Raw genomic sequence first — 25,392 nt, 5'->3', positions numbered from 1 at the left:
GCGTGCGGCCATCGTCCCGACATCGAGATTTCCGAAGGAGAGAGAAGATGACTGACAAGAAGACCCGACGCACGCGGACGACGCTGTTCGCCGTCGTGGGACTGGCCGTGAGCGGTCTCATGCTCGCAGCCTGTGCGCCGTCATCGGCCCCCGCCGATGCCGCCGTCGACCCCGGAACGCTCGGCATCTCCGACGCCGACTACTCCCTGGACGCCCTCATCGCGGCGGCGAAGAAGGAGGAGCCGCTCACGGTCTACGACTCGACCGGCAAGATCACCGACATCGCCGAGGCCTTCACGAAGAAGTACGGCATCAAGACGACCGGCGTGAAGATGAAGGCGGGCGAGCAGCTGGATGTCATCTCCCGCGAGGCGCAGTCCAAGAACGTGCGCGGCGACGTGTACCTGAACACCGACGTGTCGGCGATCGAAGCGGAGCTCGTTCCGCAGGGGTACGTCGTCAGCTGGTTCCCTCCCGACCTCACTGACCAGGTCCCGGCCGAGTATCAGTCGCCCGCGGTCGTCACGCAGGAGGCGAATGTCTGGGCCTACAACACGGAGCTCAGCGACTCCTGCCCGATCGACAACATCTGGGACCTCACGGACGCGAAGTGGAAGGGACATCTCTCCTTCCAGGATCCGCTGCTGAAGTCCGACTACATGTACTGGTTCAACCAGTGGGCGACGCACGCTGACGACAAGGTCGCGCAGGCGTATCAGGACAAGTACGGCGAGCCGCTGAAGACCGACGAGGACAGCGCCACCGCCGAGTGGGTCAAGCGCCTCGCTCAGAACGAGCCGCTGGTGACGAAGTCCGATGACGATGCGGCGACCACCGCGGGCGCGCCCGGTCAGAGCGAGCAGTTCCTCGCCTTCATCAGCACCGCGAAGTTCCGTGACAACGACGACGCAGGGCTCAAGCTCGGACTCTGCAAGGACATCGATCCGTTCTCGGGGCGGGCCTATCAGAAGGCGGCCGTGATCGCGTCGGGCACGGACAGCCCGAACGCGGCCAAGCTCTTCGTGCACTACGTGTTCACCGCCGAGGGCATCGCCCCGCAGACCGAGGACGGCAAGTTCTCGACCAACAGCACCGTGCCCGCGGCGCCCGACGAGCCGAGCGGTGTCGGCGACATCTGGGATCAGATCTACCAGTTCGACGCGTCCACCGCGAAGGACGACTACGAGGCGCTTCCGGACTGGCAGGACTTCTGGCAGGTGAACTCGTGAACGACGTCCTCGAAGACACCCTGATCGCCGAGTCCGTCGCGCTGCGCGGGACGGCCGTGGCCGCCGCCCGCAGCGTCGCAGATCAGTTGAGGCGGGCATTCCGCACCGACATGCACCTCGACTTCAAACGTGACATGCACGACATCGTCACCGTCCACGACAAGGCGGCCGAGACGGCGATCGTCGCCCGCATCCTCGACGAGGTGCCCGACTCGGCCATCGTGGGCGAAGAAGGGGGCGTGCGTGGCGAGGGCCGGGTCACCTGGTACATCGACCCCATCGACGGCACGTCGAACTTCGCGCGCGGCATCGCGCTGTGGTGCGTGTCGATCGCCGCGGCGATCGACGGACGGGTGATCGCGGGCGTGGTGTACGACCCGGTCGCGGAGAACCTGTTCTCGGCGGATCTGACCGGTGCCTGGCGGAATGACGACCCGCTGAACGCCCACGCTTCGCCCGTCGAGGCCGGCGCGACGATCGTGTCGAGCTTTCCCGCGGCCATCGACGTGAAGATGTTCGGCGATGACGCGCTGCAGGCGCACCGGCTGCTGCTGGAGAACTTCCAGGCGGTGCGCAACCTCGGCAGCGGTGCGCTCAACCTCGCGCACGTCGCGGCGGGATGGGCGGACGCCACCATGGGGTTCGCGACGAGTCCGTGGGACGTGGCGGCCGGCATCCTGATCCTGCATCAGGCGGGCGGGCGGTATCGCGGCTACGTGCACGGCGCGGAGTATGAGCCACTGCAGCACGCGGAGGACTACTTCGCCGTCGGGCGCAGCGCCGACTACCCCACCCTCGAATCGGTCATCGCGACGCTGTCGCGCACCCGCGGGGCCAGCTGAGATGTCGTCCGGAACACTGGCGGCGCCCCGGGGGCTTCTGCTCGACTTCGGTGGCGTCATCGTCCAATCCGAGCGGGCGGTGGACTGGGAGCGCGACCTGGGCGCCCACGTGCACGCGCTTCTCGCGCAGCGCCTCGGCGGCCACGCGGTGCCGAGCCGCCGCCGCGTCGTCGGCGACATCGCCGCGGGCGTCACCGGGGCCGGCAAGTGGCGCGATGCCATGTCCCGGCCCTTCGCGCCGACCGAGCTCGGATGGGAGATGTTCTGGGGCGACTTCGTCGCCGCCGACTGGCCCGCCCCCGCTCGCGAGGTGGTGGTCGGGCATGCACGCGAGCTGTGCCACCGGCTGACTCTCGCGAAGTCGCACCGCAGAGTCCGGCCCGGCATCCCCGAGCTGCTCGCAGCCGCATGGGACCGCGGCATCCCGGTCGCTGTCGTCAGCAACGCGCTCAGCGGGCAGGTGCATCGCGAGTTCCTCGAACAGGAGCGGCTCACGACGTTCGTCGCGGCGCAGATCTACAGCGACGAGGTGGGCATCCGCAAACCGAACCCGCGGATGATCGAGCTCGGCGCCGAGTCGATCGACGTCGCCGTGGCCGAATGCTGGTACGTCGGCGACAACTTCGACCGCGACACCGTGTGCGGCCGGCGTGCCGGCGTGGGCGCGAACATCATCATCGAAGCGCGCAGCACCTACGACCTTCCTTATGACCTCGATGAGCGGCCGGATGCCGTGGTGCCCGATGGCCACGCGCTTGCGGCGCTCTTCACCGACTCACTGAGCCGCCTCGGCTCGCCGCACCACTGAACCGGAGAGAACACATGCCTCGCACCCCCGACTTTTCCGACGAGCTCTGCCTGCCGCGCGCGCTGCTGCTCGACTTCGGCGGCGTCGTCGTCGAGACCGAGAACAACGCCGATTGGCAGGCGGTCTTCGCCCGCGATCTGGTGGCGCAGATGCACGCCGACGGTCTCGACCTGCTCGATGTGCCCGCCGTCGAGCGGGATCTGCGCGCCGGCGCGAAGGCGGACTCGCGGTGGAAGGACGCCATGTCGCGTCCGTTCGCCCCCGCCGAGCTGCGCTACGACCAGTTCTGGGGCGATTTCGTCGCGGCGGACTGGCCGGAGCCGGCTCGCCGCTGGGTGCTCGACCGTGCCCGCGAGCTGTGCCGCCAGATGGGCGAGACGAAGCAGACGCGCCGCACGCGCATCGGCATGATCGAGCTGCTCGATGCGGCCGACGCCGCCGGCGTGCCGGTGGCGATCGTCAGCAACACGCTGATGGGCGTGGTCCACCGCGACTACCTCGACGCGCACGAGCTGACCGAGCGCTTCGCCGCTCAGATCTACAGCGACGAGGTCGGTGTACGCAAGCCGAACCCCGCGATGATCGAGTTGGGCGCCCGCGCCGTCGACGTGCCCGTCTCGGACTGCTGGTACGTCGGCGACAACTTCGACCGCGACGCGCTCTGCGGCGCCCGTGCGCACGTCGGCGGCAACATCATCATGGAGGCCCGCGACACGTACGAACAGCCGTACGACCTCGCCGTCCGCCCGCACGCCATCGTCGCCGACCCCGTCGAGCTGCGCACGCTGTTCCTCGACGCGCTGGGCACCTCGATCGACGCACAGACCCAATCCACCCCCGTGTAGCACCCTCACAGACAAGGAAGTCCCTGATGATACGCACCATGACGCGGCGGACGATCGTCCCCGCACTGAGCATGGCAGCAGCCTTCGCACTCGGCATCTCTCTCGTCGGCTGTGCACCCTCGTCGGCACCGCAGAGCGAAGGGAGCGGTGACGTCGAGCTCGGCATCCCCGATGACGGGTTCACGCTCGACGCACTCATCGCCGCAGCGAAGGAGGAGGACGGGATCACCGTCTACGACTCCACCGGCAAGATCGTCGACATGGCCGAGGCCTTTGCGAAGAAGTACGGCGTGAAGGCCACGGGTGTGAAGGTCGAGGCCGACGCGCAGGCCGACATGGTGATCCGAGAGGGTCAGTCCGGCAACGTCCAGGGCGACGTGATCCTCCTCAGCGACGCCGCCGAGGCGACGGGCGAGCTCATCCCGCGCGGCTATGTGACCAGCTGGATGCCGCCGGACAAGACGGACGTCGTCCCCGAGGACATGCAGGACCCCCTGGTGGTCAACTTCAGCGCGAACGTGTGGGCCTACAACACCGAGGCGTACGACAGCTGCCCGGTCGACAACATGTGGGCGCTCACGACCGACGACTGGAAGGGCAAGGTGTCGCTGCAGGACCCGCTGCTGAAGCCGCAGGACACCGACTTCTGGAACCAGCTGGCCACCCATGCCGACGACGAGGTCGCCGCCGCCTACAAGGAGTACTTCGGCGAGGACCTGAAGACCGACGAGGACAGCGCGACCGCCGAATGGGTGAAACGGCTCGCGCAGAACGACCCGCTGATGAACAAGAGCTCTGACAACATCGCCGAGTCGATCGGAGCGCCCGGTCAGGCGGACCCGTTCTTCGGGGACATCGCCACGTCGAAGTTCCGCGAGAACGAAGACAGCGGATACAAGCTCGGCCTGTGCGACACGATGTCGCCCTGGCCCGGGCGGATGTATCCGAAGGTCGCGCTGATCGCGACGAAGACGAAGAGCCCGAACACCGCCAAGCTGTTCGTCGACTACCTCCTCACCGAGGAAGGCATCGCGCCGCAGACCGACGATGGCAAGCCGTCGGTGCTGAAGGGCGTGGATCTGCCGGCCGACGAGCCCAGCGGCGTCTCCGCCGTGCTGGACGACCTCTACGTCACCGACACGTCGACCGCCGACAAGGACCTCGATTCGCGTCAGTACTGGCAGGACCTCTGGCAGGTCAACTATTCGGGCTGACCCGACGAACGGACCACCCTGTGCGGGGCCGCCGAGAGGCGGCCCCGCACCCATGAGAGAGGACAGATGATGACCACAGACACGACGGAGTCCCGGAAGCTGAAGGATGCCGCGGCCGCCGCCGCACGAGCGCGCCGTGACCCGCTCCGTGCGGTGTTCCGCGGCGAGATGGCACTCGGCTTCAAGCGGGACGCGCGCGACATCGTCACCGAGCACGACAAGGCGACGGAACGCGCACTGATCGCGGATCTGACCGCGGTCGTCCCCGACTCGGCATTCCTCGGCGAGGAGGGCGGCGCCGTCGGTGACGGCCGTGTCCGCTGGTACATCGACCCCATCGACGGCACGAGCAATTTCGCCGCGGGGGTCGCCTTCTGGTGCGTGTCCATCGCGGCCGAGATCGACGGCCGCATCGTCGCCGGTGTCGTCTACGACCCGATCGGCGACATCCTGTTCTCGGCCGACCTCGACGGCGCCTATCTCGACGGTGCGCCGCTGCGCTCGCGCGGTGCCCGGAGCGAGGCCGAGGCGACGCTGATCACCGGCTACCCCAACGCACGCGACATCGCCGAGCACGGTGACGTCGCACTCGAGCGGTTCGGGGCGCTCGTGCAGGCATGCCGCACTCTTCGCCGCCCCGGCAGCGCCGCGATGAGCGTGTGCCATGTGGCGGCCGGGTGGGTCGACGTCGCCGCTGGGTTCAGCGTGAACCCCTGGGACGTCTCGGCTGCCGGATTCATCCTCACGCAGGCCGGAGGCACCTACCGCGCGATGGGCGGACCCGCGGGTGCCCCGTTCCATCTCCACCCCGGTTACGTCGCGACCGTCGAGGGGCTGTCATGCCCGACTCTCGATGCCGTCGCAGCGGCGATCGCGGGATGAATCGTCGAAGGGGCGGGCGGCGAAGCCGCCCGCCCCGTTCTCAGTACTCGTCCTCGTTGTCATCGTCGTTCACCCACCAGCGGGCGCGCTTGACCTTGGGATCGAGCGTCATGCGCGACACCGCTCGCTCCAGCGGGCCGGCGTCTTCGAGCGCCGACTGCAGTGAGGCCTGCAGCGAGACGGTGCTGTTGTTCTTCTTGTGCGACGCGGAGACCGCGAGCAATCGATACTCGGGGCGGTTCAGCGTCTGCAGCAGCAGCGCGCGCACGCGCGGTTCGGACTTCTCCGTGGTGACGACCTCGAACACGTACTCGGTCTCGTCGGGTGTGTTCGACAGCGCGCGCCGGTTGCGCCTGCTCACCGACTTGCCGAGCCAGCGCAGGAGCACGTTCGCGGCGATGATGACGACCGTGCCGATCGTGGCGACGAAGTACATGCCCATGCCGGCCAGGCATCCGAGCGCGGCCGAGCACCACAGCGTCGCCGCGGTGTTCAGCCCCCGGATGTTGAGACCCTCGCGCAGGATCACCCCGGCCCCGAGGAATCCGATGCCGGAGACGACCTGTGCCGCGACGCGCGTGGGGTCGGCGCTGCTGCCCTCTCCGAACGCGTATGCGCCCATGACGACGAACAGCCCTGCGCCCGTCGAGACGAGCGCGTTGGTGCGCAGTCCGGCGAGTCCGGCGCGCCATTGCCGCTCGAGGCCGACGGCAGAGCCGACGATGAGGGCGAAGATGACGCGAAAGGCCAGCTCCACGGTCCCTGGCTGCGAATTGACGGTCAGGAGATCGGAAAGGTCCGTATGTAGTGACATGTAATCCCTCCGTCTTCCGCGGATCTTTCCGGCGGATATCGGCGTTTGGTTGAAAGTATGTCAGTATGTTAGAACATATTCAGGTGGATCACCACCCAGAAGGGAAGATGCACAGTGGCTGCAGCAGACAAGGTGCACCCGCTCGACGTTGTGACGATGGGGCGGGTCGGCGTCGATCTGTACCCGACGCGATCCGACGTGGGGCTCGAAGACGTCGACACCTTCACGAAGTCCGTCGGCGGCAGCGCGACCAACGTCGCGATCGCGGCGGCCGCGCACGGGCACAGTTCCGGCGTGATCACCCGGGTCGGGGATGATCCGTTCGGGCGCTACATCATCCGCGAGCTCGGCCGGCTGGGCGTCGACGCGAGCCAGGTGAAGGCGCTCGCCGGTGAGCAGACGCCGCTGACCTTCTGCGAGATCTACCCGCCCGACGACTTCCCCCTCTACTTCTACCGGCGCCCGAAGGCGCCGGATCTGCAGATCGAGGCGCACGAGCTCGACGCGGAGACGATCCGCGCGGCGCGGGTGTTCTGGGCGACGGTGACCGGGCTCAGCGAAGAGCCGAGCCGCGCCGCGCATCACGAGGCGTGGGCCATCCGCGGGCGCGCCCCCCTGACGGTCCTCGACCTGGACTACCGCCCGATGTTCTGGGCGAGCCGCGACGAGGCGTCAGCCGCCGTCGCCGCCGCACTGCCGCAGGTGACCGTCGCGATCGGCAATGCCGAGGAGTGCGAGGTCGCCGTGGGGGAGACCGACCCGTACCGTGCCGCGGACGCGCTTCTCGAGCGCGGAGTGGAGCTCGCGGTCGTCAAGCGCGGCCCGATCGGCGTGCTCGGGCGCACCGCCGACGAGACCGTCGAGGTCCCCGCGCACCCCGTCGACGTCGTCAACGGCCTCGGTGCCGGCGACGGCTTCGGCGGAGCCCTGTGTCATGCCCTGCTGGAGGGGTGGTCCCTCCAGCGCAGTCTTCGCTTCGCCAATGCGGCAGGAGCGATCGTGGCCGGCCGCCGCGAGTGCTCGACGGCGATGCCGAGCACCGCCGAGGTGGAGGCGATCATGTCGGGAGGAACCCATGGATGACAACTTCGAGCACATCCGCCGTGTGCGGCTGCACCACCCTGAGCGGATCGGTGAGCTCGCGCGCGTACGGGTGACCCGGCCGGTCGCCCGCGACGACGGGCGCCTGCTGCTCATCGCGGCGGATCATCCGGCTCGCGGCGCGTTGCGGGTGGGCGCGGATGCCACGGCCATGGGCGACCGGTACGACCTGCTCGAGCGGCTCGCGGTGGCACTGGCGTGCCCCGGGGTCGACGGCCTGCTCGCCACGCCGGACATCGTCGAGGACCTGCTCATCATGGGCGCCCTCGATGACAAGGTCGTCGCGGGGTCGATGAACCGGGCGGGACTCCCCGGAGCGGTCTTCGAGCTGGACGACCGCGTGACCGCGTATACGCCCGGCGCGCTCTCGCGCGACCGCCTCGACTTCGGCAAAGTGCTTCTGCGGATCGACATGGAGGACGCGGCCACCGCGTCCACGCTCGAGACGGTGGGGCGCCTCGTCAGCGAGTCCGCCGCGCTGCAGCTGCCGATCATGATCGAGCCCTTCCTGAGCAGGCGCGAGAACGGCCGTGTCGTCAACGTGCTGACCGCCGACGCGATGGTCCAGGCGGTCTCGATCGCCGCCGGCCTGGGCGACAGTTCCGCGTACACGTGGCTGAAGCTCCCCGTCGTGCCCGACATGGAGAAGGTCATGGCGGCCACGACACTGCCCGTCCTGTTGCTGGGCGGCGACCCCGACGGCGGGGTGGATGACATCTACCGCGCGTGGGAGGACTCCCTCGCCCTCCCCGGTGTGCGCGGTGTGGTCGCCGGGCGCCGGCTGCTGTACCCCGAGGACGGACGCGTGGCGGATGCCGTGGCCACAGCCGCCGGCATCGTCCACTCCACCGCGCACGTCGTGGCTCGCTGAGTCGCCGACGTCTCAGCGCGATCCCGAGAAGAAGGAGAAGACCGCATGGTCAATGACAGCCCGATCATTCCGCATTGGATCGACGGTGCACGCACCGTCGGGTCCGGAGCACGCACCGCCCCGGTGTTCGACCCGGCCGTCGGTCGTCCGCACGCCGCCGTCGTACTGGCCGACGACGCCGACATCGAGGCGGCGATCTCGAGCGCTCGAGGAGCCGCCGACGCCTGGGGTGATCTGTCCGTCGCCCGACGCCAGCGTGTTCTCTTCGCGTTCCGCGAGCTGCTCAATGCGCGCAAGGGAGAGCTGGCGCAGATCATCACGCAGGAGCACGGCAAGGTCGTGTCCGATGCGCTGGGCGAGATCGCGCGCGGTCTCGAGGTCGTGGAGTTCGCCACCGGCTTCGCACACCTGACCAAGGGGGAGTACTCCGACAACGTCTCCACCGGCGTCGACGCGTTCACGTTCCGGCAGCCGCTGGGTGTCGTCGGCATCATCTCCCCGTTCAACTTCCCGGCCATGGTGCCGCTGTGGTTCGCGCCCATCGCGCTTGCCGCGGGCAATGCGGTGATCCTCAAGCCCAGCGAGAAGGACCCCAGCGCGGCGGTGTGGATCGCCGAGCTGCTGCAGGAGGCGGGCCTCCCCGACGGCGTGTTCACTGTGCTGCACGGCGACAAGCAGGCCGTCGACGGCCTGCTCGACAGCCCCGATGTCGCTGCGATCTCGTTCGTGGGGTCGACCCCCATCGCGAAATACGTGTACGAGCGGGGCTCTGCCCAGGGCAAGCGGGTGCAGGCGTTCGGCGGGGCGAAGAACCACATGATCGTCCTCGGCGATGCCGACCTCGACACCGCCGCCGACGCCGCCGTGAGTGCCGCGTACGGGTCGGCGGGTGAACGATGCATGGCGGTCAGCGTCGTCCTCGCCGTCGACGAGATCGCCGACGAGCTCGTCCGGCGCATCGACGAGCGCGCGGCGACCCTGCGCGTGGGTGACGGCCGACGCGAGTGCGACATGGGGCCGTTGGTGACGGCTCAGCACAGGGAGAAGGTCGCCTCGTACATCGACGTGGCCGCGCAGGACGGCGCCACCATCGTGCGTGACGGCCGGGACGTCGTCGCCGACGGCCACGACGACGGCTTCTGGCTCGGGCCCACGCTGATCGACCGGGTCCCGACATCCTCGACCGTCTATTCGGATGAGATCTTCGGCCCTGTGCTCTCCGTGGTGCGTGTGCGCGATCTCGCAGAGGGCATCGCGCTGATCAACACGTCCAGCTATGGGAACGGCACCGCCCTGTTCACGGCGGACGGCGGTGCGGCGCGCCGATTCCAGCGTGAGGCGCACGTGGGCATGATCGGGGTCAACGTGCCGATCCCCGTGCCCGTCGCCTTCCATTCGTTCGGTGGATGGAAGGACTCCCTGTTCGGCGACACGAAGGCGTACGGCCCGCAGTCGTTCCAGTTCTACACGCGCGAGAAGGCCGTCACGCTGCGCTGGCCCGAGCACATGAGTGCGGGGCTGAGCATGGAGTTCCCCGGCAACGACTGAGGCTACTTCTCCACGAGGGTCGTCTCGAACGAGTACATGTCGGGGAGGTACGAATGGTTGCCGAACTCGATCGCGTTTCCGGAGTCGTCGTACAGGGTCCGCGACATCGTGAGCACGGGGGAGCCGACCGGGCGGTGGAAGAGGGTCCCCTCTTCTGCCGTCGCCGCGCGGGCGCCGATGCGCTGTTTCGCGACACGCATCGTCGTCCCGCGCGTGCGGAGCAGCTGGTAGAGGCCGTGGTCCTTCAGCAGCGACACGTCGAGGTCGCTGAACTGCGGGCTGAGGTAGTTCTCGAGCAGCGCGAAGGGTGTCTCGTCCGCGTAGCGCAGTCGCTTGATGCGCAGCACGGGCGTGGCCACGGAGATGCCGAGCGCCTCGACGACCTCGTCGGGCGCGGGGGCGATCTCATGGAGCAGCAGCATCGTGCTCGGATGCATGTTGGAACGTTTGAGGTCGTCGAAGAGGCTCGTGAGCTCGACCTTGCGGTTGACGCGACCATGGACGACCTGGGTGCCGACGCCGCGCCGGCGCACGAGCAGGCCCGAGTCGACGAGCTCTTGGATCGCCCGGCGGACGGTGGGGCGGGAGAGGCCCAGCTCCTCGGCGAGCTTGACCTCGTTCTCAAGCTTGGACCCCGGTGGCAGATCGCCGCGCTCGATGGCGGCTTCGATGCGCCGCGCGAGCTGGAAGTACAGAGGCACGGGACCCGTACGATCCAGGTCGAGGAACAACTGCGAGATCTTGTCCATGGGACCCCCGAATCGCGGTGGCGTTTTTCTTGATGATAGGACAAATGACCACGTTGTGTCATATTGTCGGAATGTTCTAACATAAGTGTATCGCCCGATGACGGGCACGAGGAGCGATGGAGGTCCGCATGCGACTGGGAGTGATCGGCACCGGCAGGATCGGGAGCCAGCATGCCGCTGTGCTCGCCGCACGGGACGACGTGGACGACGTGATCGTCTGCGACGTCGACGGGGTGCGGGCGCAGGAGGTGGCCGGGCGCATCGGTGGCTCGGCGGCGGAAGGCACGGAGCGGCTCTTCGCCCAGCATCCGGACGGGGTGCTCATCGCCGCTCCGACATCGCAGCATGCCGCACTCATCCGTGAAGCCGTGGATGCCGGCGTGCCGGTCTTCTGCGAGAAGCCGGTCGCGCAGTCGCTCGCCGACACGCTCGCGACCGTCGAAGCCGTCGAGGCATCCGGAGTGCCGGTGCAGATCGGGTTCCAGCGTCGCTTCGACACCGGGTGCCGCAACGTGCGCGACGCGATCATCGGCGGCGACATCGGTGAGCTGCGGCGCATGCACCTGCTCACCTGCGACCCTGCGCCGCCGCCCGCCGAGTACGTCCCGCACAGCGGGGGCATCTTCCGCGACTGCCACATCCACGACTTCGACATCCTGCGTTTCGTCACCGGTCGTGAGGTCGCATCGGTCACCGCGCTGGGCGCCAACCGCGGCGCCGACTTCTTCGCGGCCGCCGACGACGTCGACGAGTCGGTCGTCCTGCTCACGCTCGACGACGGGACGCTCGTGACGATGCAGGGGTCGCGCTACAACGGCGCCGGGTACGACGTGCGACTCGAGGCCGCGGGTACGGCCGGAACGGTCATGGCCGGGCTCTCCGGCAAGACGCCCGTGCGCAGCGCCGAGCCCGGTGTCGTGTTCCCCGACGACGCGCCGTGGGAAGGATTCCTGGAGCGGTTCGCCGACGCGTACGTCGCAGAACTGGTCGCGTTCCTCGACGTCGTGCGCTCGGGCGCGCCCGTGGTCTGCACTCCGCGTGACGCTCTCGAAGCGCTCTACACCGCCGAGGCCGCGGATCTCTCGCGCAGAGAGGGGCGCACCGTGCGCGTCGCCGAGGTGCGCGCGGCAGGGGTGCCGGCATGACGGGTTCGCGCATCGCCGGTGCCCCGATCAGCTGGGGCGTGTGCGAGGTTCCCGGATGGGGGCATCAGCTGCCCGTCGCGCGGGTGCTCGGCGACATGCGCGACATCGGCCTCGCCGGCACCGAGTTCGGTCCCGACGGCTTTCTCCCCGACGACCCCGAGTCCCGCCGCGAGATGCTCGCCGACTATGGCCTGTCGGCTGTCGGCGGGTTCATCCCGATCGTGCTGCACGACCCTGCCCTGGATCCTGTCGCCGACATCGAGAGCCGCATCCCGGCCTTCCTGCGGGCGGGAGCGGAGCGCGTCGTCCTGGCGGCGGCGACCGGCGCGGATGGCTATGACTCGCGGCCGGTGCTCGACGACGACGGGTGGGCGACGCTGCTGCGCAACCTCGACCGCGTCGCGCGGGCCGCGCAGGCGCACAGCCTCGCCGTGTCGCTGCACCCGCATGTGGGGACGATGGTCGAGACCGCCGACGATGTCGACCGCGTGATCGCGCGGAGCGGCATCCCCCTCTGCCTGGACACCGGTCACATGACCATCGGGGGCGTCGACGTCGCCGCGTTCGTCGAGGCGCATGCCGACCGTGTGGGCCACGTGCATGTGAAGGATGTGGATGCCGCGCTGGCGGCCCGCGTGCGCGAGGGCGGGGTCGCGTACACCGACGCGGTGCGCCAGGGGCTGTACACGTCCATCGGCGCGGGTGACATCGACTTCGGCCGGATCGTGCGAGCCCTCGAAGACGCCGGGTATGCGGGCATGTACGTGCTCGAGCGCGACGTGATCCTCGACGCGGCGCCGCAGCCCGGTGAGGGACCGGCGGCCGACGTCGCGGCCGGTGCGGACTACCTCTCCGGCCTCATCTCATCGGTGACGGTGTGAACGAGCTCATCCGTGCGCAGAGCGGAGCGACGGTCGTCGATGTCGCCCCGGACGGCGGCGACTGGCGGTACACGGGTCTCACGGTGCGGCGCTTCGCCGCCGGTGAGAGCGCGGCGCTGCCCACATCGGGGCGCGAGACGCTCGTCGTCCCGCTCGCCGGGGGCGCACGGGTCGAGGTGGACGGCGACGTGCACACGCTGCGCGGACGCGATGCGGTGTGGGAGCAGACCGACGTCCTCTACGTTCCCGCGGGCGCGACGGCCGCGGTGACGTGCGGACTCGACGCGCGGATCGCGTTCTGCTGGGCGCCGACCGAGGTGCGGCATCCCGTGCAGCACATCACTCCCGACGAGGTCGCCGTCGAGCTGCGCGGGGCCGGGGTGTGCTCCCGTGAGGTGCGCAACTTCGGCACGCCTGCGCATCTGGAAGCCGAGCGGCTCATCGTCTGCGAGGTCCTCACCCCGGGTGGCGACTGGTCGAGCTACCCGCCGCACAAGCACGACCGGGCGGGGACAGACGAGTCCGAGCTCGAGGAGATCTATCACTACGAGGTGGCCGCGTCGCCGTCCGGCAGCCCCGGGTTCGCGCTGCAGCGCGTGTACGCATCGGATGAGCGCGAGATCGACGTGGCGCGCGAGGTGCGCGACGGCGACACCGTGCTGATCCCGTACGGATACCACGGCCCGACGGTCGCGGCCCCCGGACACGACCTCTACTACCTGAACGTCATGGCGGGCCCGGGCAGCGGCCCGGACCGCCGATGGCTCATCACGGACGATCCCGCGCACGCGTGGATCCGACAGACCTGGCCGGAGCTCGACATCGATCCCCGGCTCCCGTTCCGGAGGTGACATGACCACCGTCAGACTCACGGTCGCGCAGGCGACCATCCGCTTCCTCGCGCAGCAGTACACCCGACGTGACGGAGACGAGCAGCGACTCGTCGACGGGTTCCTCGGCATCTTCGGCCACGGCAACGTCGCGGGGATCGGCCAGGCGCTGCTCGAGGCCGAGCTGCACGATCCCGGAGAGATGCCGTATCTCCTCGCGCGCAACGAGCAGGGCGCGGTCAACGCGGCGGTCGCGTTCGCCAAGGACCGCGATCGGCTCTCGACGATGGCGGTGACGACCTCGGTCGGCCCCGGCGCGATGAACATGATCACGGGGGCGGCGCTGGCGACGACCAACCGCATCCCGGTGCTCCTGCTGCCCGCGGATGTGTTCGCCAACCGCCGCCCCGACCCGGTGCTCCAGCAGCTCGAACGCCCGCAGAGCGGCGACGTGAGCGTCAACGACGCCTTCCGGTCGGTGTCGGTGTTCTTCGACCGGGTGTGGCGGCCGGAGCAGCTTCCGGCCGCGCTGCTGGGCGCCATGCGCGCGCTGACGGATCCGACGCAGTCGGGCGCCGTCGTGGTCGCGTTCCCCGAAGACGTGCAGGCCGAGGCATACGACTGGCCGGAGGAGCTCTTCCGCCGCCGGATCTGGACGATCCCGCGCACGCCCGCCGACGCCTCGTCGGTCGCCGAGGCCGCGGAGTGGATCGCGCAGGCGCGCCGCCCCGTCATCGTCGCGGGCGGAGGTGTGCACTACTCGCACGCCGCCGATGCGCTCGCGTCGTTCGCGGAGAGGCTGGGCATCCCCGTCGGCCAGACGCACGCGGGAAAGGGCGTGCTGCCCCACGGGCACCCGATGGACATCGGCGGCATCGGCTCGACCGGCACCACGGCCGCGACGGAGCTCGCCGCCGAGGCCGATCTGGTCATCGGCATCGGCACCCGGTACTCCGACTTCACGACCGCGTCCATGAGTCTGTTCGCCGACCCGGGCGTGCGGTTCGTCAACGTCAACGTCACGCCGATCGACGCGCCGAAGCTCTCCGGTCTGCCGGTGCTGGGCGATGCGCGGGCGGTCCTCGCCCAGCTCGACGAGGCGACCGCGCATCTGTCGGCGGACGCCGACCACGTCGCCCGCGTCGCCGCGCTCCGCGCGGAGTGGGACCGGCAGCGTCAGGCCGCGGTCTCGCAGGGCTGGGCGGCTCACAGCGAGCTGGGGCTGCCGAGTCAGGCCGAGCTCATCGGGGTGCTCAACGACGAGATGGCACCCGACGACGTGATCGTGAACGCCGCCGGCAGCGCGCCGGGCGATCTGCACCGGCTGTGGCAGCCGCGCTCCCGCCGGCAGTACCACGTGGAGTACGCGTTCTCGACGATGGGCTACGAGATCGCCGGTGCTCTGGGCGTGGCGCTGTCGGACGACACCCGGCAGGTCGTCGCGCTCGTCGGCGACGGGTCGTACCTGATGCTTTCGCAGGAGCTCGTCACCGCCGTTGCCGAGCGCCGCAAGATGGTCGTCGTGCTCGTGGACAATCGCGGGTTCGCCTCCATCGGAAACCTCTCGGAGTCGGTGGGTTCGCAGCGGTTCGGCACGAGGTACCGGTATCGGGATGCCGCATCCGGCCGTCTCGACGGTGACGCGCTGCCCGTCGACTTCGCGGCGAACCTCCGCAGCCTCGGGGTGGAGGTCTTCGAGGCCGGCTCGACCGAGGAGTTCCGCTCGGCGCTGCGGCGGGCGCTGGATGCGCCCGACTGCGCGGCGGTGTACGTGCGCACCGATCCGCTCGCGCCTGCCGTGCCGGGCGGAGCCTGGTGGGACGTGCCGGTCGCCGAGGTGTCGGGCATCGAGACCACACGACGCGCCCGCGACGAGTATGAGCGGGACCGGCGCGCGCAGCGGTGGCATCTGTGACGGTGTATTTCGCCGTCGCGGGCGACATCCACGGGCGTTGGGCGGGCCTGGCCGACGACGTCCGGGTGGCCGAGCGATTCCTGCCCGACGGCGCCGAGCTGGCGGCGGTGTTCCAGGTGGGGGATGCCGAGCCCACCGCCGATGAGGACCAGCTGGCCGAAGTGCACATCAAGCCCGAGCGGCGGCGCCTCAGCGACTTCGCCGATGTGGTCGCCGGCCGCATCCGCTTCCCGGCGCCGGTGTACTTCATCGGCGGAAACCATGAGCCCTGGCGGACCCTGGACGAGAACGGCGGCGTCGTGGTCGGCGGCCCGCGCCTGGCGCCGGACGTGTGGTTCCTCGGACGCGCCGGCCACGTGCACGTCGCGGGGCTCGATGTCGCCTTCCTCTCCGGCATCCGCCCGCCGGACGGCCGCCCGCTCTACACCTGGGAGCGCGCGCGGAGCACCGACACGCGCGTGCACGGGTACTACAGCGTCGAGGAAGTCTTCACCGTGTGCTCGGCGGGCAAGGCCGACATCGTACTCACCCACGACTGGCCGTCGGGGAGCGGCTACGTGCACAAGACCGCGCACGTCGGCGATCCGCTGGTGCGACGGGCGCTCGAACTCGTGGGACCCAGCGCGAGCTTCCACGGCCACTATCACCGCAGTGAGCGGTTCCGCACCCTGGGCGTCGATGTCTTCGCCCGAGGATGCTTCGACCAGGGCGTCCCCGAGGCGGTCGCCGTGTACGCGTTCGACGAGCAGACGCGGCGCGTGAGCCCGCTCTCCCACGTCGCGGCCTGACCCGTCTTCTCCTCGTTCTCGCGAGGTCGCACGGTATCTCGCGAGGTCGCACGGTATCTCGCGAGGTCGCGTGACATCGAGATGGTGCAGAGAAGTGGATGCCGCAGGCCGATGCCCGCGGCATCCCGGCTCCGGCGCGCTAGCGTTGCCTGGTGCCCCTGTCTGAGCTGAGTGTCCTCGCGTGGGTCGCCCTCGCGGTCGGCGCGGCGGTCATCGGCCTCTCCAAGGCCGCGCTGCCGGGCGCGGCGACGCTTGCGGTCGCGCTGTTCGCCGCGGTGCTGCCGGCGCGGCAGTCGACCGGCACGATCCTGCTGCTGCTCATCGTCGGCGACGTGTTCGCGCTGCTGATCTATCGCCGCCACGCCGACCTGCGCACGCTGCTGCGGCTGGCGCCCGCGGTCGTCGTCGGGCTCGTCGGCGGGGCGGTCTTCCTGGCGTTCGCGTCCGACGCCTGGGTGCGTCGGATGATCGCCGTGATCCTGCTGGCGGTCGTGGCGGTGACGCTGTTCCGTCGATGGCGCGCACGCCCCGGTGAACACGGCCCGCGCGCACACCGGGTCGCGGCCGCCGTCTACGGCTCCCTCGGCGGATTCACGACGATGGTGGCGAACGCCGCCGGACCCGTGATGTCGATGTACTTCCTCGCGGGGCGCTTCCCGGTGAAGGCCTTTCTCGGCACGACGGCCTGGTTCTTCGCGATCGTGAACGTGGCGAAGCTGCCGTTCTCGATCAGCCTCGGCCTGATCACGCCGCAGGGACTGCTGATCGATCTCTTCCTGGCACCGGTGGTCGTGGCAGCGGCCGTGCTCGGCCGCTGGATCTCCGGGCGCATCAGCCAGCACCTGTTCGAGCGGATCGTGATCGCGCTCACCGTCGTCGGCGCCGTGTACCTGCTCTTCTGACCGGCGGGAGGGGTGGATGCCGCGGCATCCACCCCACCCATCAGCCGATGTCAGCCCTGCCGTGCTCCGCGCCGCTTGTTGACGACGTCGAAGGCGACGGCGGCCAGCAGCACGAGTCCCTTGATGAACTCCTGCCACTCGGTGCCGACGCCCATGATCGTCATGCCGTTGTTGAGCACGCCGATGATGAGACCACCGACGATGGCCCCGCCGATGGTGCCGATGCCGCCGCTGACGGCGGCCCCGCCGATGAAGACGGCGGCGATGGCATCCAACTCGAATCCGTTGCCGGCGCTCGGGCCGGCGAGGTTCAGCTGCGCGGTGAAGACGATGCCGGCCAGAGCCGACAGAACGCCGATGTTCACGAACAGAAGGAAGCTCACCCGGTCGGTCTTCACGCCGCTCAGCTGCGCCGCGCGCTTGTTCCCGCCCAGCGCATACACGTGGCGGCCGAACACGCTGTTGGCCATGACGGCCGAGTAGACGACGACCAGCACGCCGAGGATGATGAGCACGACCGGAGTACCGCGATAGCTGGCGAGCAACCAGGCGATGCCCAGGATCAGCACCGCCATGAAAGCGGTCTTCAGCGTGAACCAGCCCAGGGGCTCGAGCGCGAGTCCGTTCTTGGCGCGCGAGCGGCGTGAGCGCACGCTCATCCCCACGAGGGCGACGACCGCACCGACGCCCAGGATCATGGTGAGCGGCTCGAGGAACGACGTACCGCCGCCGAGGTCCGGGAGGAAACCCGACCCGATGGCACGGAAGCCGTCGTCGAACGGTGAGATCTGCGTGTTGTGCAGCAGGATCTGGGCGAGGCCGCGGAACAGCAGCATGCCGCCCAGCGTCACGATGAACGACTCGATGTGGAAGTACGCGATCCAGAAGCCCTGCCACGCGCCGATCACCGCCCCGGCGATCAGACACAGGACGACGGTGGTCCCCCAGTCCAACCCGAGCTTGTTGTTCAGCACGCCGGCGAGGGCGCCGATCACCGCCACGACCGACCCCACGGAGAGGTCGATGTGACCCGCGATGATCACCATCACCATGCCGATGGCGAGGATCAGGATGTAGCTGTTCTGGACGATGAGGTTCGAGACGTTCCGCGGGCTCAGCGTGATGCCCTGCGTCACGATCTGGAAGAACAGCACGATGACGATGAGTGCGATGAACAGGCCGATCTGGCGCAGCTGACCGCTCATGTAGGAGACAGTGCTGGCGATCAGCCCTCCCTTCTCCGGGCGGGCCTCCGTCTGTGTCGAGCTCATAGGTGGTCCTCTTCTCGGATCTTGGTCATGCTCTGCATGAGACGTTCGGGCGATGCCTCGCTGCGCGTGACCTCAGCGGTGATGACACCCTCCGACAGGGTGTAGATGCGGTCGCACAGGCCGAGCAGCTCGGGCAACTCGGAGGAGATGACGATGACGCCCTTCCCCTCATCGGCGAGGCGATTGATGATCGTGTAGATCTCGTATTTGGCACCCACGTCGATGCCGCGGGTGGGTTCATCGAGGATGAGTACGTCGGGGTCCGCGAACATCCACTTCGACAGCACCACCTTCTGCTGGTTGCCGCCCGACAGCTTGCCGACGATCGAGGAGACGGAGGGCGCCTTGATGTTCATGTCGCGGCGATACTGTTCGGCGACGACGTGTTCGCGGTTGCCGTCGACCCAGCCGAGACGGTTGCTCAGCGAGCTCAGACCCGCCGCGGACACGTTGCGGGCGATGTCGTCGATGAGGTTGAGACCGTAGGTCTTGCGGTCTTCGGTCGCGTAGGCCAGGCCGGCGCGTATGGCGGCGGGCACGCTGCGCGTGTTGACCGGCTCACCGCGTTTGTACACCGTGCCCGAGATGTCGACGCCCCAGCTGTGACCGAACACGCTCATCGCCAGCTCTGTGCGCCCGGCGCCCATGAGCCCGGCGATGCCGACGATCTCACCCGCACGCACGGTGAGGTCGGCATGGTCGACGACGACACGTGCGCGGTCCGAGGGGTGGTGGACCGTCCAGTCCTCAATGCGCAGCAGCTCTTCGCCGATGTGCGGCGTGTGCTCGGGGAATCGGTGTGTCAGGTCGCGGCCGACCATTCCCTTGATGATGCGGTCCTCGTTCACCTCGGGGCTGGCGGCGTCGAGTGTCTCGATCGTCTGACCGTCACGGATGATCGTGACGGTGTCGGCCACCTTCTTGATCTCGTTGAGCTTGTGGGAGATCAGGATGCTTGTCACGCCCTGCTGCTTCAGCTCGAGCATGAGATCGAGCAGACGGTCGGAGTCGTCGTCGTTGAGCGCGGCGGTGGGCTCATCGAGGATGAGGAGTGTCACATCCTTTGAGAGCGCTTTCGCGATTTCGACGAGCTGCTGTTTGCCGACACCGAGCTCGTTTGCCTTCGTCGCGGGGTTGTCATGGAGCCCGACGCGCTCCAAGTAGGTGCGTGCGAGCGTCTCGGTCGCGCCCCAGTCGATCCACCCGGCACGACCACGCTCATTCCCGATGAAGATGTTCTCGGCGATGCTCAGGTAGGGGCTCAGGGCGAGCTCCTGGTGGATGATGACGATGCCGGCCTTCTCGGAGTCGGTGATGCCTCCGAACTGACAGATCTCTCCTTCGAAGACGATGTCGCCCTCATACGTGCCGTGCGGATACACGCCGCTGAGGACGTTCATGAGCGTCGACTTGCCGGCGCCGTTCTCGCCGCAGATGGCGTGGATCTCGCCGCGGCGCACGGTGAGGTTCACGTCGGAGAGTGCTTTGACCCCGGGGAATTCCTTGGTGATCGCTCGCATCTCGAGGATGGCGTCCTCGGCCATGGTGTCTCCTTCGAACGGGGTCGGGCGTCGCGCGGGCGCCCGACCCGGCGGGTGCTACTTGAGGTCGCCCTCGGTGTAGTAGCCGCTGTCGATGAGTTCCTTCTGGTAGTTGGCCTTGGTGACGACCACCGGCGGCAGGAGATAGGTGGGGACGACCTTCTTGCCGTTGTCGTAGCTCTTCGTGTCGTTGACCTCGGGCTTCTTGTCCTGCAGCAGCGCTTCGGTCATCGCGACGGCCTGCTTCGCGAGGTTCCGAGTGTCCTTGAAGATCGTCGAGTACTGCGAGCCCGCGATGATCTGCTTCACGCTGGCGACCTCGGCGTCCTGTCCGGTGATGATCGGCCAGGTGTCGCTGCCGACCTTGTAGCCGCCGCTCTCGAGCGCCGCGATGATGCCGTCCGAGAGGCCGTCATAGGGCGAGAGCACTCCGTCGAGCTTCGTCGCGCCGGTCGAGTAGCTCTTGGCGAGAAGGTCGTCCATGCGCTTCTTGGCGGTCGCCGGGTCCCAGCCCTGGATCGCGGTCTGGTTGAAGTCGGTCTGGCCGCTGGTCACCACGAGCGTGCCGTCGTCGATCAGCGGCTGCAGAACGCTCATCGCGCCCTTGTAGAAGAACGTCGCGTTGTTGTCGTCGGGGCTGCCGGCGAACAGCTCGACATGCCACGGCCCCTTCTGACCGGTCTTCGCGCCACTGTCATCGAGGTACCCGAGCCCCGTCAGCAGGGAGTTCGCTTGCAGAACGCCGACCTTGAAGTTGTCGAAGGTGGCGTAATAGTCGACGTTCTCGTCGCCGGTGAGCAGTCGGTCGTACGAGATGACCTTGACGCCTGCGGCCTTCGCGTCGTCAAGCTGCTGACCGAGTGCGCCGCCGTCGATGGACGCGATCACGAGCACCTTCGCGCCCTTGGTGATCATGGCTTCGATCTGCTGCGCCTGGGTCGGGATGTCGTTGTTCGCGTACTCCAGGTCGGTCTTGTAGCCGGCCTCCTTGAGGTACTTCACGACGTTGTCGCCATCCTGGATCCAGCGTTGGTCGACCTTCGTCGGCATCGCGATGCCGACCAGGGCGCCCTTGTTGGCGTCGGCGCCGTTGTCGGCGTTGCCCGAGCCGCCGCGCCCGCCGGAGCAGGCAGCGAGGCTGAAGACGAGGCCGGCCGCGACAGCGACGGCGGCGATCTTTGTGGTGCGGAACGACATGGTTCCTGCCTTCCTCTTGATGGTTGTCAGACGTTGAGGCTGAGGGGGAGCGGATGCCGCGGGGCGGAGAATGCGCGGCGACGCGACGTGACGGCCGCGCTCATGGCACGGCATGAGTGAGGGTGCGGAGTCGGCGGAGTGTCTGTGTTCACGGGGAACTTCTTTGTTCGCGGATGCTTCTACGGATCCTCGGCAGCGAGGGAATGTTACCGGTAACAGGACCGGGAGTCAGACTAGGCACACCCAACCGGAGGAGTCAAGCGTTCGCGTGCGACGGGTTGTCTGCCGGAGGGGATCCGTCGATCAGGCCGCGGTCACGACGACGGATCCCGCGCCGCGTTGAGGAGCGATCCGGAGCCCGGGCGAGGCGAGCGCCCTCGCCTCAGGCGAGGAGAACGGCCCGGGCGAGGGCGCGATCGGGCAGAAAGGCCCTCGGATCGGCAGATCCCCTCGCCCCGGCGAGGGGAGACGGATGCCGCGGCTCAGACCTCGTAGTCGGCGCGGACCACGTCCCAGAGCTGGGCGCTACACGCGGTGACGGCGGCGCGCCAGTCGGTGATCGCGTCGTCCTGCGCGCGGTCGGAGACCGCCTTGAGCACGCGGATCGGCACACCCAACCGCTCGGCGACCCACGCGTACGCGTAGGTCTCCATGTCGACGAGGCGCGCGCCGAGCGCCTGGATCGAGGCCACCGCCACGGCGTCGTCGACGAAGTGGTCTCCGGTGGCGATCGTCATCGCTGCTCGCCGGATCACGTCCGCCGGCAGCGTGACCCGCGCCGGCAAGGACACGTGCTGCCCGACGACGCCGTCGATGTCGCTGACGTCGTGCTGGATGGCCGCGTCGATGTCGTACACCTCGGGGGCGAGCTCGTCGTCGATCGCGCCGGCCGTGCCCACGACGAGCACCTCGTCGTAATGCGTCGCATCGAGCGCACGGGTCAGCGCGTAGGTCGCCTGCAGCTTGCCGGGCCCCGTCACCAGCCGGTCGAAACCGGGGATCTCGGCGGGGAAGGCGACCAGTTCGGCGTCCAGCGCCGCGACGAGGAGTCTCACCGATCCATTCTCTCAGGCGCCGACCCCCAGCATCCGCGCATCCGGGTCGCGTACCCTGGAGGGCATGACCACACCGCGCGCGCAGGTGCGGCCGCGCACCGAAGGGTGGACGCAGAAGAAGGATGCCGACGGCCGGCCCCTGCTGCAGTTCGCCAGCCCCCGCCGCGGCAAGCCCCCGGCACACTTCGCCGATCTCACCCCCGAACAGCGTGTCGAGAAGATGAGCGAGCTCGGGCTGCCGGCCTTCCGCGCCAAGCAGCTCGAGAAGCACTTCTTCACCCACTACACGCACGACCCCGCCGAGATGACCGACCTCCCGGCCGAGGGGCGCGAAGAGCTCGTGCACACGCTGCTGCCGCCGCTTCTCACCGAGGTGCGGCGCCTGTCGACCGATCGTGGTGACACGATCAAGTTCCTCTGGAAGCTGCACGACGGCGCGCTCGTCGAGTCGGTGCTCATGCGCTACCCGGGCCGCATCACGCTGTGCGTGTCGAGCCAGGCCGGCTGCGGCATGAACTGCCCGTTCTGCGCCACCGGCCAGGCGGGGCTGACCCGCAACATGTCGGCCGCCGAGATCGTCGCGCAGGTCGTGCACGCGAACCGTGTGATCGCCGAGGGCCAGCTGGGCGACCCGCGCCACGTCGGCCACGAGGGCGAGCGTGTCACCAACATCGTCTTCATGGGCATGGGTGAGCCGATGGCCAACTACGCCCGCGTCATGCACGCCGTGCGCGTGATGGTCGACAAGAAGCACGGTCTGGGCATGAGTGCCCGCGGCATCACGATCTCCACGGTCGGTCTCGTGCCCGCGATCCGCAAGCTGACGAACGAAGAGATCCCCGTCACCTTCGCCCTGTCGCTGCACGCGCCCGACGACGAGCTGCGCGACGAGATGATCCCGGTGAACTCGCGGTGGAAGGTCGACGAGGCGCTGGATGCCGCGTACGAGTACTTCGCGAAGACCGGGCGCCGCGTGTCGATCGAGTACGCCCTGATCAAGGACATGAACGACCACGGCTGGCGCGCCGACCTGCTCGCCGAGAAGCTCAACGCCCGTGGCCGCGGCTGGGTGCACGTGAACCCGATCCCGCTGAACCCGACCCCGGGATCGGTGTGGACGGCGTCCGACAAGCCGGTGCAGGACGAGTTCGTGCGCCGCCTCGAAGCGCACGGCATTCCGACCACGATCCGCGACACCCGCGGCAAGGACATCGACGGCGCCTGCGGGCAGCTCGTGGCCACCGAGGCCGACCAGGAGGCCGCCGCGGCGACCCCCGTCGAAGCGTGACGCCGGGCGGGCGGTCATAAGCGGTTCCAAGGAACCGTCCACCCGACGTCCAGGACGCCCCGCATACCCTGGCACGATGTCTTATTCCGCCCACAGGCCGGGCCGCTTCGGCTCCGACGGCCGCATCGTCCTCGATGAGGCCGAGCAGGAGGAGACCGAGCCGCTGTACCTGAGCGACGTCCGCGCCGCGACCGCCGACCCGCTCGAGCAGGCCCTGGAGCCGTGGGGCGCCCCGTCGATCGACGAGCAGCGTGAGTACGGCGCCGATGCGACGACCGCGGTCCTGACCGAACCGGTGCCCGCACCCGCGCCGCACCCGGCGCCCGCGCCGCAGGCCGAGCCTGTGCCTGCGTCGGACCCTGCGCCGCACACCGCACCCGTGCCTGACCCCGAGCCCGCGCACGAGGCGCCGGCCGTGGCATCCACCCCCGCTGTCCTCGCCCCGCGCCGGCGTCGCCTGCCGTGGACGCGCCGCCTGGCCGTGCTCGGCGGCGCCGACCTCGAGGTGCTCGAAGAGGTGCCGATCGAGACGTCGCGCTTCGTGCAGATGTTCTTCGTGCTCGTCGGCACCGCGCTCGTGTCGGCCCTGTCGATGTTCTTCGCACTCATCACCGGGGTCGGCGTGCTCGTCTGGGTCGCGATCCCCGTCGCGATCGTGTGGGCGCTCATCATCTTCAACCTCGACCGGTTCCTCACCTCGACGATGAAGGCGTCGACGAGCGTCCTCAAGCTCATCTGGCTCGCCCTGCCGCGTGTGGTGATGGCCGCGATCATCGGCATCGTGGTCGCCGAGCCGCTCGTGCTGCAGGTGTTCCACAACGACATCGCCCGCGAGGTCACCTCCACGAACGTCACGAACGCCGTCTCGGATCAGCAGGCCGTCTCGAACGGGCCCGAGAAGAAGGCGCTGGATGCCGCGAGCACGCGCGTCAGCCAGCTCGAAGACCAGGCGGCCAGCGGCATCGTGGCGGGCACGTCGACCACCTCAGCGGCCGCGGCGGCCGCGCAGCAGTCGGTCGACGACCTCACCAAGAAGCTCGACGCGCAGCAGAAGGTCATCGACCAGGCGCGGGCGCTGTACCAGTGCGAGCTGACCGGCGAGGGCAAGGGCAGCGTGGCCGGCTGCACCGGTGTCAGCGGCGACGGCGCCAGCGCGGACGCGGCCAAGAAGCAGCTGGCCTCGGCACAGGACTCGTACGACGCCCTGGCCGCCAAGCTGAAGGACGCGAACGCCACGCTCGCCGCGGCCGACGCCTCGAGCACCCAGGCCGCCGACGCCTCGGCGGCGCAGAACAAGAAGCAGGCGCAGGATGAGCTTCCCGCCGCCCGCGAGCAGTACCAGCAGGCGCTGCAGGCCTACAACGATCGTGCGGCCTCGGTGGCCGGCGGCAACGCCGGGGCCGAGGGGCTGCTCAGCCAGATCAGCGCCCTCGACCGGCTCTCGCAGAAGGAGCCCACGCTCGCCTGGGCGCACTGGCTCATCGCCGCGCTCTTCTTCATGATCGAGCTGCTGCCCGTGCTCGTGAAGGTGCTCACCAGCTACGGCGATCCCTCGCTCTACGAGAAGGCCGAGACCATGCGCCGCCAGGTCGCGCTCGACCGCACGAGCCGGCGCACGTGGGACGAGCGGGCCGAGATCGCGAGCGGGGGCGCCGCCTGACCCGAGTAGCGTAGGG

Annotated in this window: 23 protein-coding genes; 17 read left to right on the top strand and 6 right to left on the bottom strand. The window is 69.0% G+C overall.

Annotated elements, in window-relative coordinates; genetic code table 11:
* Positions 1-47: 47 nt before the first annotated feature.
* From ABMQ42_RS10115 to ABMQ42_RS10090, 6 genes are all read left to right on the top strand, one after another.
* Positions 48-1,229: an ABC transporter substrate-binding protein gene (locus ABMQ42_RS10115; RefSeq protein WP_349722858.1), complete on the top strand. Its 1,182-nt coding sequence runs from the start codon at positions 48-50 to the stop codon at positions 1,227-1,229.
* Positions 1,226-2,071 carry an inositol monophosphatase family protein gene (locus ABMQ42_RS10110; protein ID WP_349722857.1) on the top strand — a complete coding sequence of 282 codons (846 nt, stop codon included), beginning with the start codon at positions 1,226-1,228 and terminating at the stop codon, positions 2,069-2,071. The genes ABMQ42_RS10115 and ABMQ42_RS10110 overlap by 4 nt, the downstream gene beginning before the upstream one ends.
* Position 2,072: 1 nt before the next feature.
* Positions 2,073-2,879 carry an HAD family hydrolase gene (locus tag ABMQ42_RS10105; protein WP_349722856.1) on the top strand — a complete coding sequence of 269 codons (807 nt, stop codon included), beginning with the start codon at positions 2,073-2,075 and terminating at the stop codon, positions 2,877-2,879.
* Between the two features lie 14 nt (positions 2,880-2,893).
* Positions 2,894-3,724, top strand: a complete 831-nt coding sequence (locus ABMQ42_RS10100; protein WP_349722855.1) for an HAD family hydrolase — start codon at positions 2,894-2,896, stop codon at positions 3,722-3,724.
* 26 nt (positions 3,725-3,750) lie between these two features.
* Complete coding sequence (locus tag ABMQ42_RS10095) at positions 3,751-4,938, top strand: ABC transporter substrate-binding protein (RefSeq protein ID WP_349722854.1); 1,188 nt, start codon at positions 3,751-3,753, stop codon at positions 4,936-4,938.
* Between the two features lie 66 nt (positions 4,939-5,004).
* Positions 5,005-5,820 (top strand): inositol monophosphatase family protein, encoded by an 816-nt coding sequence (locus ABMQ42_RS10090; protein WP_349722853.1) that lies wholly within the window; start codon positions 5,005-5,007, stop codon positions 5,818-5,820.
* Between the two features lie 40 nt (positions 5,821-5,860).
* Here ABMQ42_RS10090 and ABMQ42_RS10085 read toward each other — a convergent pair whose 3' ends face one another.
* Positions 5,861-6,577, bottom strand: a complete 717-nt coding sequence (locus ABMQ42_RS10085; RefSeq protein WP_349722852.1) for an MgtC/SapB family protein — start codon at positions 6,575-6,577, stop codon at positions 5,861-5,863.
* A 213-nt stretch (positions 6,578-6,790) separates the two neighbouring features.
* On the opposite strand from ABMQ42_RS10085, the gene iolC reads away from it, so the two are divergent.
* From iolC to ABMQ42_RS10070, 3 genes are read left to right on the top strand one after another with little or no spacing between them, the layout of a single operon-like run.
* Positions 6,791-7,717: a 5-dehydro-2-deoxygluconokinase gene (gene iolC, locus ABMQ42_RS10080; protein WP_502884683.1), complete on the top strand. Its 927-nt coding sequence runs from the start codon at positions 6,791-6,793 to the stop codon at positions 7,715-7,717.
* Positions 7,710-8,606: a Cgl0159 family (beta/alpha)8-fold protein gene (locus ABMQ42_RS10075; RefSeq protein WP_349722850.1), complete on the top strand. Its 897-nt coding sequence runs from the start codon at positions 7,710-7,712 to the stop codon at positions 8,604-8,606. Before iolC ends, ABMQ42_RS10075 begins: the two co-directional genes overlap by 8 nt.
* Positions 8,607-8,651: 45 nt before the next feature.
* Positions 8,652-10,154 (top strand): CoA-acylating methylmalonate-semialdehyde dehydrogenase, encoded by a 1,503-nt coding sequence (locus ABMQ42_RS10070; protein ID WP_349722849.1) that lies wholly within the window; start codon positions 8,652-8,654, stop codon positions 10,152-10,154.
* Between the two features lie 2 nt (positions 10,155-10,156).
* Here ABMQ42_RS10070 and ABMQ42_RS10065 read toward each other — a convergent pair whose 3' ends face one another.
* A complete protein-coding gene (locus ABMQ42_RS10065) occupies positions 10,157-10,903 on the bottom strand; it encodes a GntR family transcriptional regulator (RefSeq protein WP_349722848.1) in 747 nt (248 codons plus the stop codon).
* A 128-nt stretch (positions 10,904-11,031) separates the two neighbouring features.
* Between ABMQ42_RS10065 and ABMQ42_RS10060 the strand changes: the two genes are divergently transcribed.
* The 6 genes from ABMQ42_RS10060 (at position 11,032) to ABMQ42_RS10035 (ending at position 17,364) form a co-directional block, all read left to right on the top strand.
* Complete coding sequence (locus ABMQ42_RS10060) at positions 11,032-12,048, top strand: Gfo/Idh/MocA family oxidoreductase (RefSeq protein WP_349722847.1); 1,017 nt, start codon at positions 11,032-11,034, stop codon at positions 12,046-12,048.
* Positions 12,045-12,929, top strand: coding sequence for a TIM barrel protein (locus tag ABMQ42_RS10055; protein ID WP_349722846.1), 885 nt, complete (start codon positions 12,045-12,047; stop codon positions 12,927-12,929). Before ABMQ42_RS10060 ends, ABMQ42_RS10055 begins: the two co-directional genes overlap by 4 nt.
* Positions 12,926-13,780 (top strand): 5-deoxy-glucuronate isomerase, encoded by an 855-nt coding sequence (gene iolB, locus ABMQ42_RS10050; protein ID WP_349722845.1) that lies wholly within the window; start codon positions 12,926-12,928, stop codon positions 13,778-13,780. The genes ABMQ42_RS10055 and iolB overlap by 4 nt, the downstream gene beginning before the upstream one ends.
* Before the next feature lies 1 nt (position 13,781).
* Positions 13,782-15,674, top strand: coding sequence for a 3D-(3,5/4)-trihydroxycyclohexane-1,2-dione acylhydrolase (decyclizing) (gene iolD / locus ABMQ42_RS10045; protein WP_349722844.1), 1,893 nt, complete (start codon positions 13,782-13,784; stop codon positions 15,672-15,674).
* Positions 15,671-16,462 carry a metallophosphoesterase family protein gene (locus ABMQ42_RS10040; RefSeq protein WP_349722843.1) on the top strand — a complete coding sequence of 264 codons (792 nt, stop codon included), beginning with the start codon at positions 15,671-15,673 and terminating at the stop codon, positions 16,460-16,462. The genes iolD and ABMQ42_RS10040 overlap by 4 nt, the downstream gene beginning before the upstream one ends.
* Before the next feature lie 149 nt (positions 16,463-16,611).
* Positions 16,612-17,364, top strand: a complete 753-nt coding sequence (locus tag ABMQ42_RS10035) for a sulfite exporter TauE/SafE family protein (protein ID WP_349723167.1) — start codon at positions 16,612-16,614, stop codon at positions 17,362-17,364.
* 50 nt (positions 17,365-17,414) lie between these two features.
* Here the strand turns inward: ABMQ42_RS10035 and mmsB are convergent, their stop codons facing one another.
* From mmsB to ABMQ42_RS10015, 4 genes are all read right to left on the bottom strand, one after another.
* Complete coding sequence (mmsB, locus tag ABMQ42_RS10030) at positions 17,415-18,635, bottom strand: multiple monosaccharide ABC transporter permease (RefSeq protein WP_349722842.1); 1,221 nt, start codon at positions 18,633-18,635, stop codon at positions 17,415-17,417.
* Positions 18,632-20,179 carry a multiple monosaccharide ABC transporter ATP-binding protein gene (mmsA, locus tag ABMQ42_RS10025; protein ID WP_349722841.1) on the bottom strand — a complete coding sequence of 516 codons (1,548 nt, stop codon included), beginning with the start codon at positions 20,177-20,179 and terminating at the stop codon, positions 18,632-18,634. Before mmsA ends, mmsB begins: the two co-directional genes overlap by 4 nt.
* Positions 20,180-20,233: 54 nt before the next feature.
* A complete protein-coding gene (chvE, locus tag ABMQ42_RS10020) occupies positions 20,234-21,373 on the bottom strand; it encodes a multiple monosaccharide ABC transporter substrate-binding protein (RefSeq protein WP_349722840.1) in 1,140 nt (379 codons plus the stop codon).
* 482 nt (positions 21,374-21,855) lie between these two features.
* Entirely contained in the window at positions 21,856-22,428 is a 573-nt protein-coding gene (locus ABMQ42_RS10015; RefSeq protein ID WP_349722839.1) for a phosphorylase family protein, read from the bottom strand.
* 64 nt (positions 22,429-22,492) lie between these two features.
* Here ABMQ42_RS10015 and rlmN point away from each other — a divergent pair, with 64 nt between their 5' ends.
* Both rlmN and ABMQ42_RS10005 read left to right on the top strand, forming a co-directional pair.
* Entirely contained in the window at positions 22,493-23,716 is a 1,224-nt protein-coding gene (gene rlmN, locus ABMQ42_RS10010) for a dual-specificity RNA methyltransferase RlmN (RefSeq protein WP_349722838.1), read from the top strand.
* Between the two features lie 76 nt (positions 23,717-23,792).
* Positions 23,793-25,376 (top strand): DUF4407 domain-containing protein, encoded by a 1,584-nt coding sequence (locus ABMQ42_RS10005; protein WP_349722837.1) that lies wholly within the window; start codon positions 23,793-23,795, stop codon positions 25,374-25,376.
* Positions 25,377-25,392 lie beyond the last annotated feature (16 nt).

This window comes from Microbacterium sp. KR10-403 (genome assembly GCF_040196215.1).
GTDB lineage: Bacteria > Actinomycetota > Actinomycetes > Actinomycetales > Microbacteriaceae > Microbacterium.
Note: the sequence above shows the minus strand (reverse complement) of the source record. Positions and strands in the feature narration are given on the sequence as shown.

Bases quoted from the DNA above. Each gene is read 5' to 3' on its own strand.
- ABMQ42_RS10115 (WP_349722858.1), top strand. From the start codon at position 48: ATGACTGACAAGAAGACCCGACGCACGCGGACGACGCTGTTCGCCGTC.
- ABMQ42_RS10105 (WP_349722856.1), top strand. From the start codon at position 2,073: ATGTCGTCCGGAACACTGGCGGCGCCCCGGGGGCTTCTGCTCGACTTC.
- ABMQ42_RS10100 (WP_349722855.1), top strand. From the start codon at position 2,894: ATGCCTCGCACCCCCGACTTTTCCGACGAGCTCTGCCTGCCGCGCGCG.
- ABMQ42_RS10095 (WP_349722854.1), top strand. From the start codon at position 3,751: ATGATACGCACCATGACGCGGCGGACGATCGTCCCCGCACTGAGCATG.
- ABMQ42_RS10090 (WP_349722853.1), top strand. From the start codon at position 5,005: ATGATGACCACAGACACGACGGAGTCCCGGAAGCTGAAGGATGCCGCG.
- iolC (WP_502884683.1), top strand. From the start codon at position 6,791: ATGGGGCGGGTCGGCGTCGATCTGTACCCGACGCGATCCGACGTGGGG.
- ABMQ42_RS10075 (WP_349722850.1), top strand. From the start codon at position 7,710: ATGGATGACAACTTCGAGCACATCCGCCGTGTGCGGCTGCACCACCCT.
- ABMQ42_RS10070 (WP_349722849.1), top strand. From the start codon at position 8,652: ATGGTCAATGACAGCCCGATCATTCCGCATTGGATCGACGGTGCACGC.
- ABMQ42_RS10065 (WP_349722848.1), bottom strand. From the start codon at position 10,903: ATGGACAAGATCTCGCAGTTGTTCCTCGACCTGGATCGTACGGGTCCC.
- ABMQ42_RS10060 (WP_349722847.1), top strand. From the start codon at position 11,032: ATGCGACTGGGAGTGATCGGCACCGGCAGGATCGGGAGCCAGCATGCC.
- ABMQ42_RS10055 (WP_349722846.1), top strand. From the start codon at position 12,045: ATGACGGGTTCGCGCATCGCCGGTGCCCCGATCAGCTGGGGCGTGTGC.
- iolD (WP_349722844.1), top strand. From the start codon at position 13,782: ATGACCACCGTCAGACTCACGGTCGCGCAGGCGACCATCCGCTTCCTC.
- mmsB (WP_349722842.1), bottom strand. From the start codon at position 18,635: ATGAGCTCGACACAGACGGAGGCCCGCCCGGAGAAGGGAGGGCTGATC.
- mmsA (WP_349722841.1), bottom strand. From the start codon at position 20,179: ATGGCCGAGGACGCCATCCTCGAGATGCGAGCGATCACCAAGGAATTC.
- chvE (WP_349722840.1), bottom strand. From the start codon at position 21,373: ATGTCGTTCCGCACCACAAAGATCGCCGCCGTCGCTGTCGCGGCCGGC.
- rlmN (WP_349722838.1), top strand. From the start codon at position 22,493: ATGACCACACCGCGCGCGCAGGTGCGGCCGCGCACCGAAGGGTGGACG.
- ABMQ42_RS10005 (WP_349722837.1), top strand. From the start codon at position 23,793: ATGTCTTATTCCGCCCACAGGCCGGGCCGCTTCGGCTCCGACGGCCGC.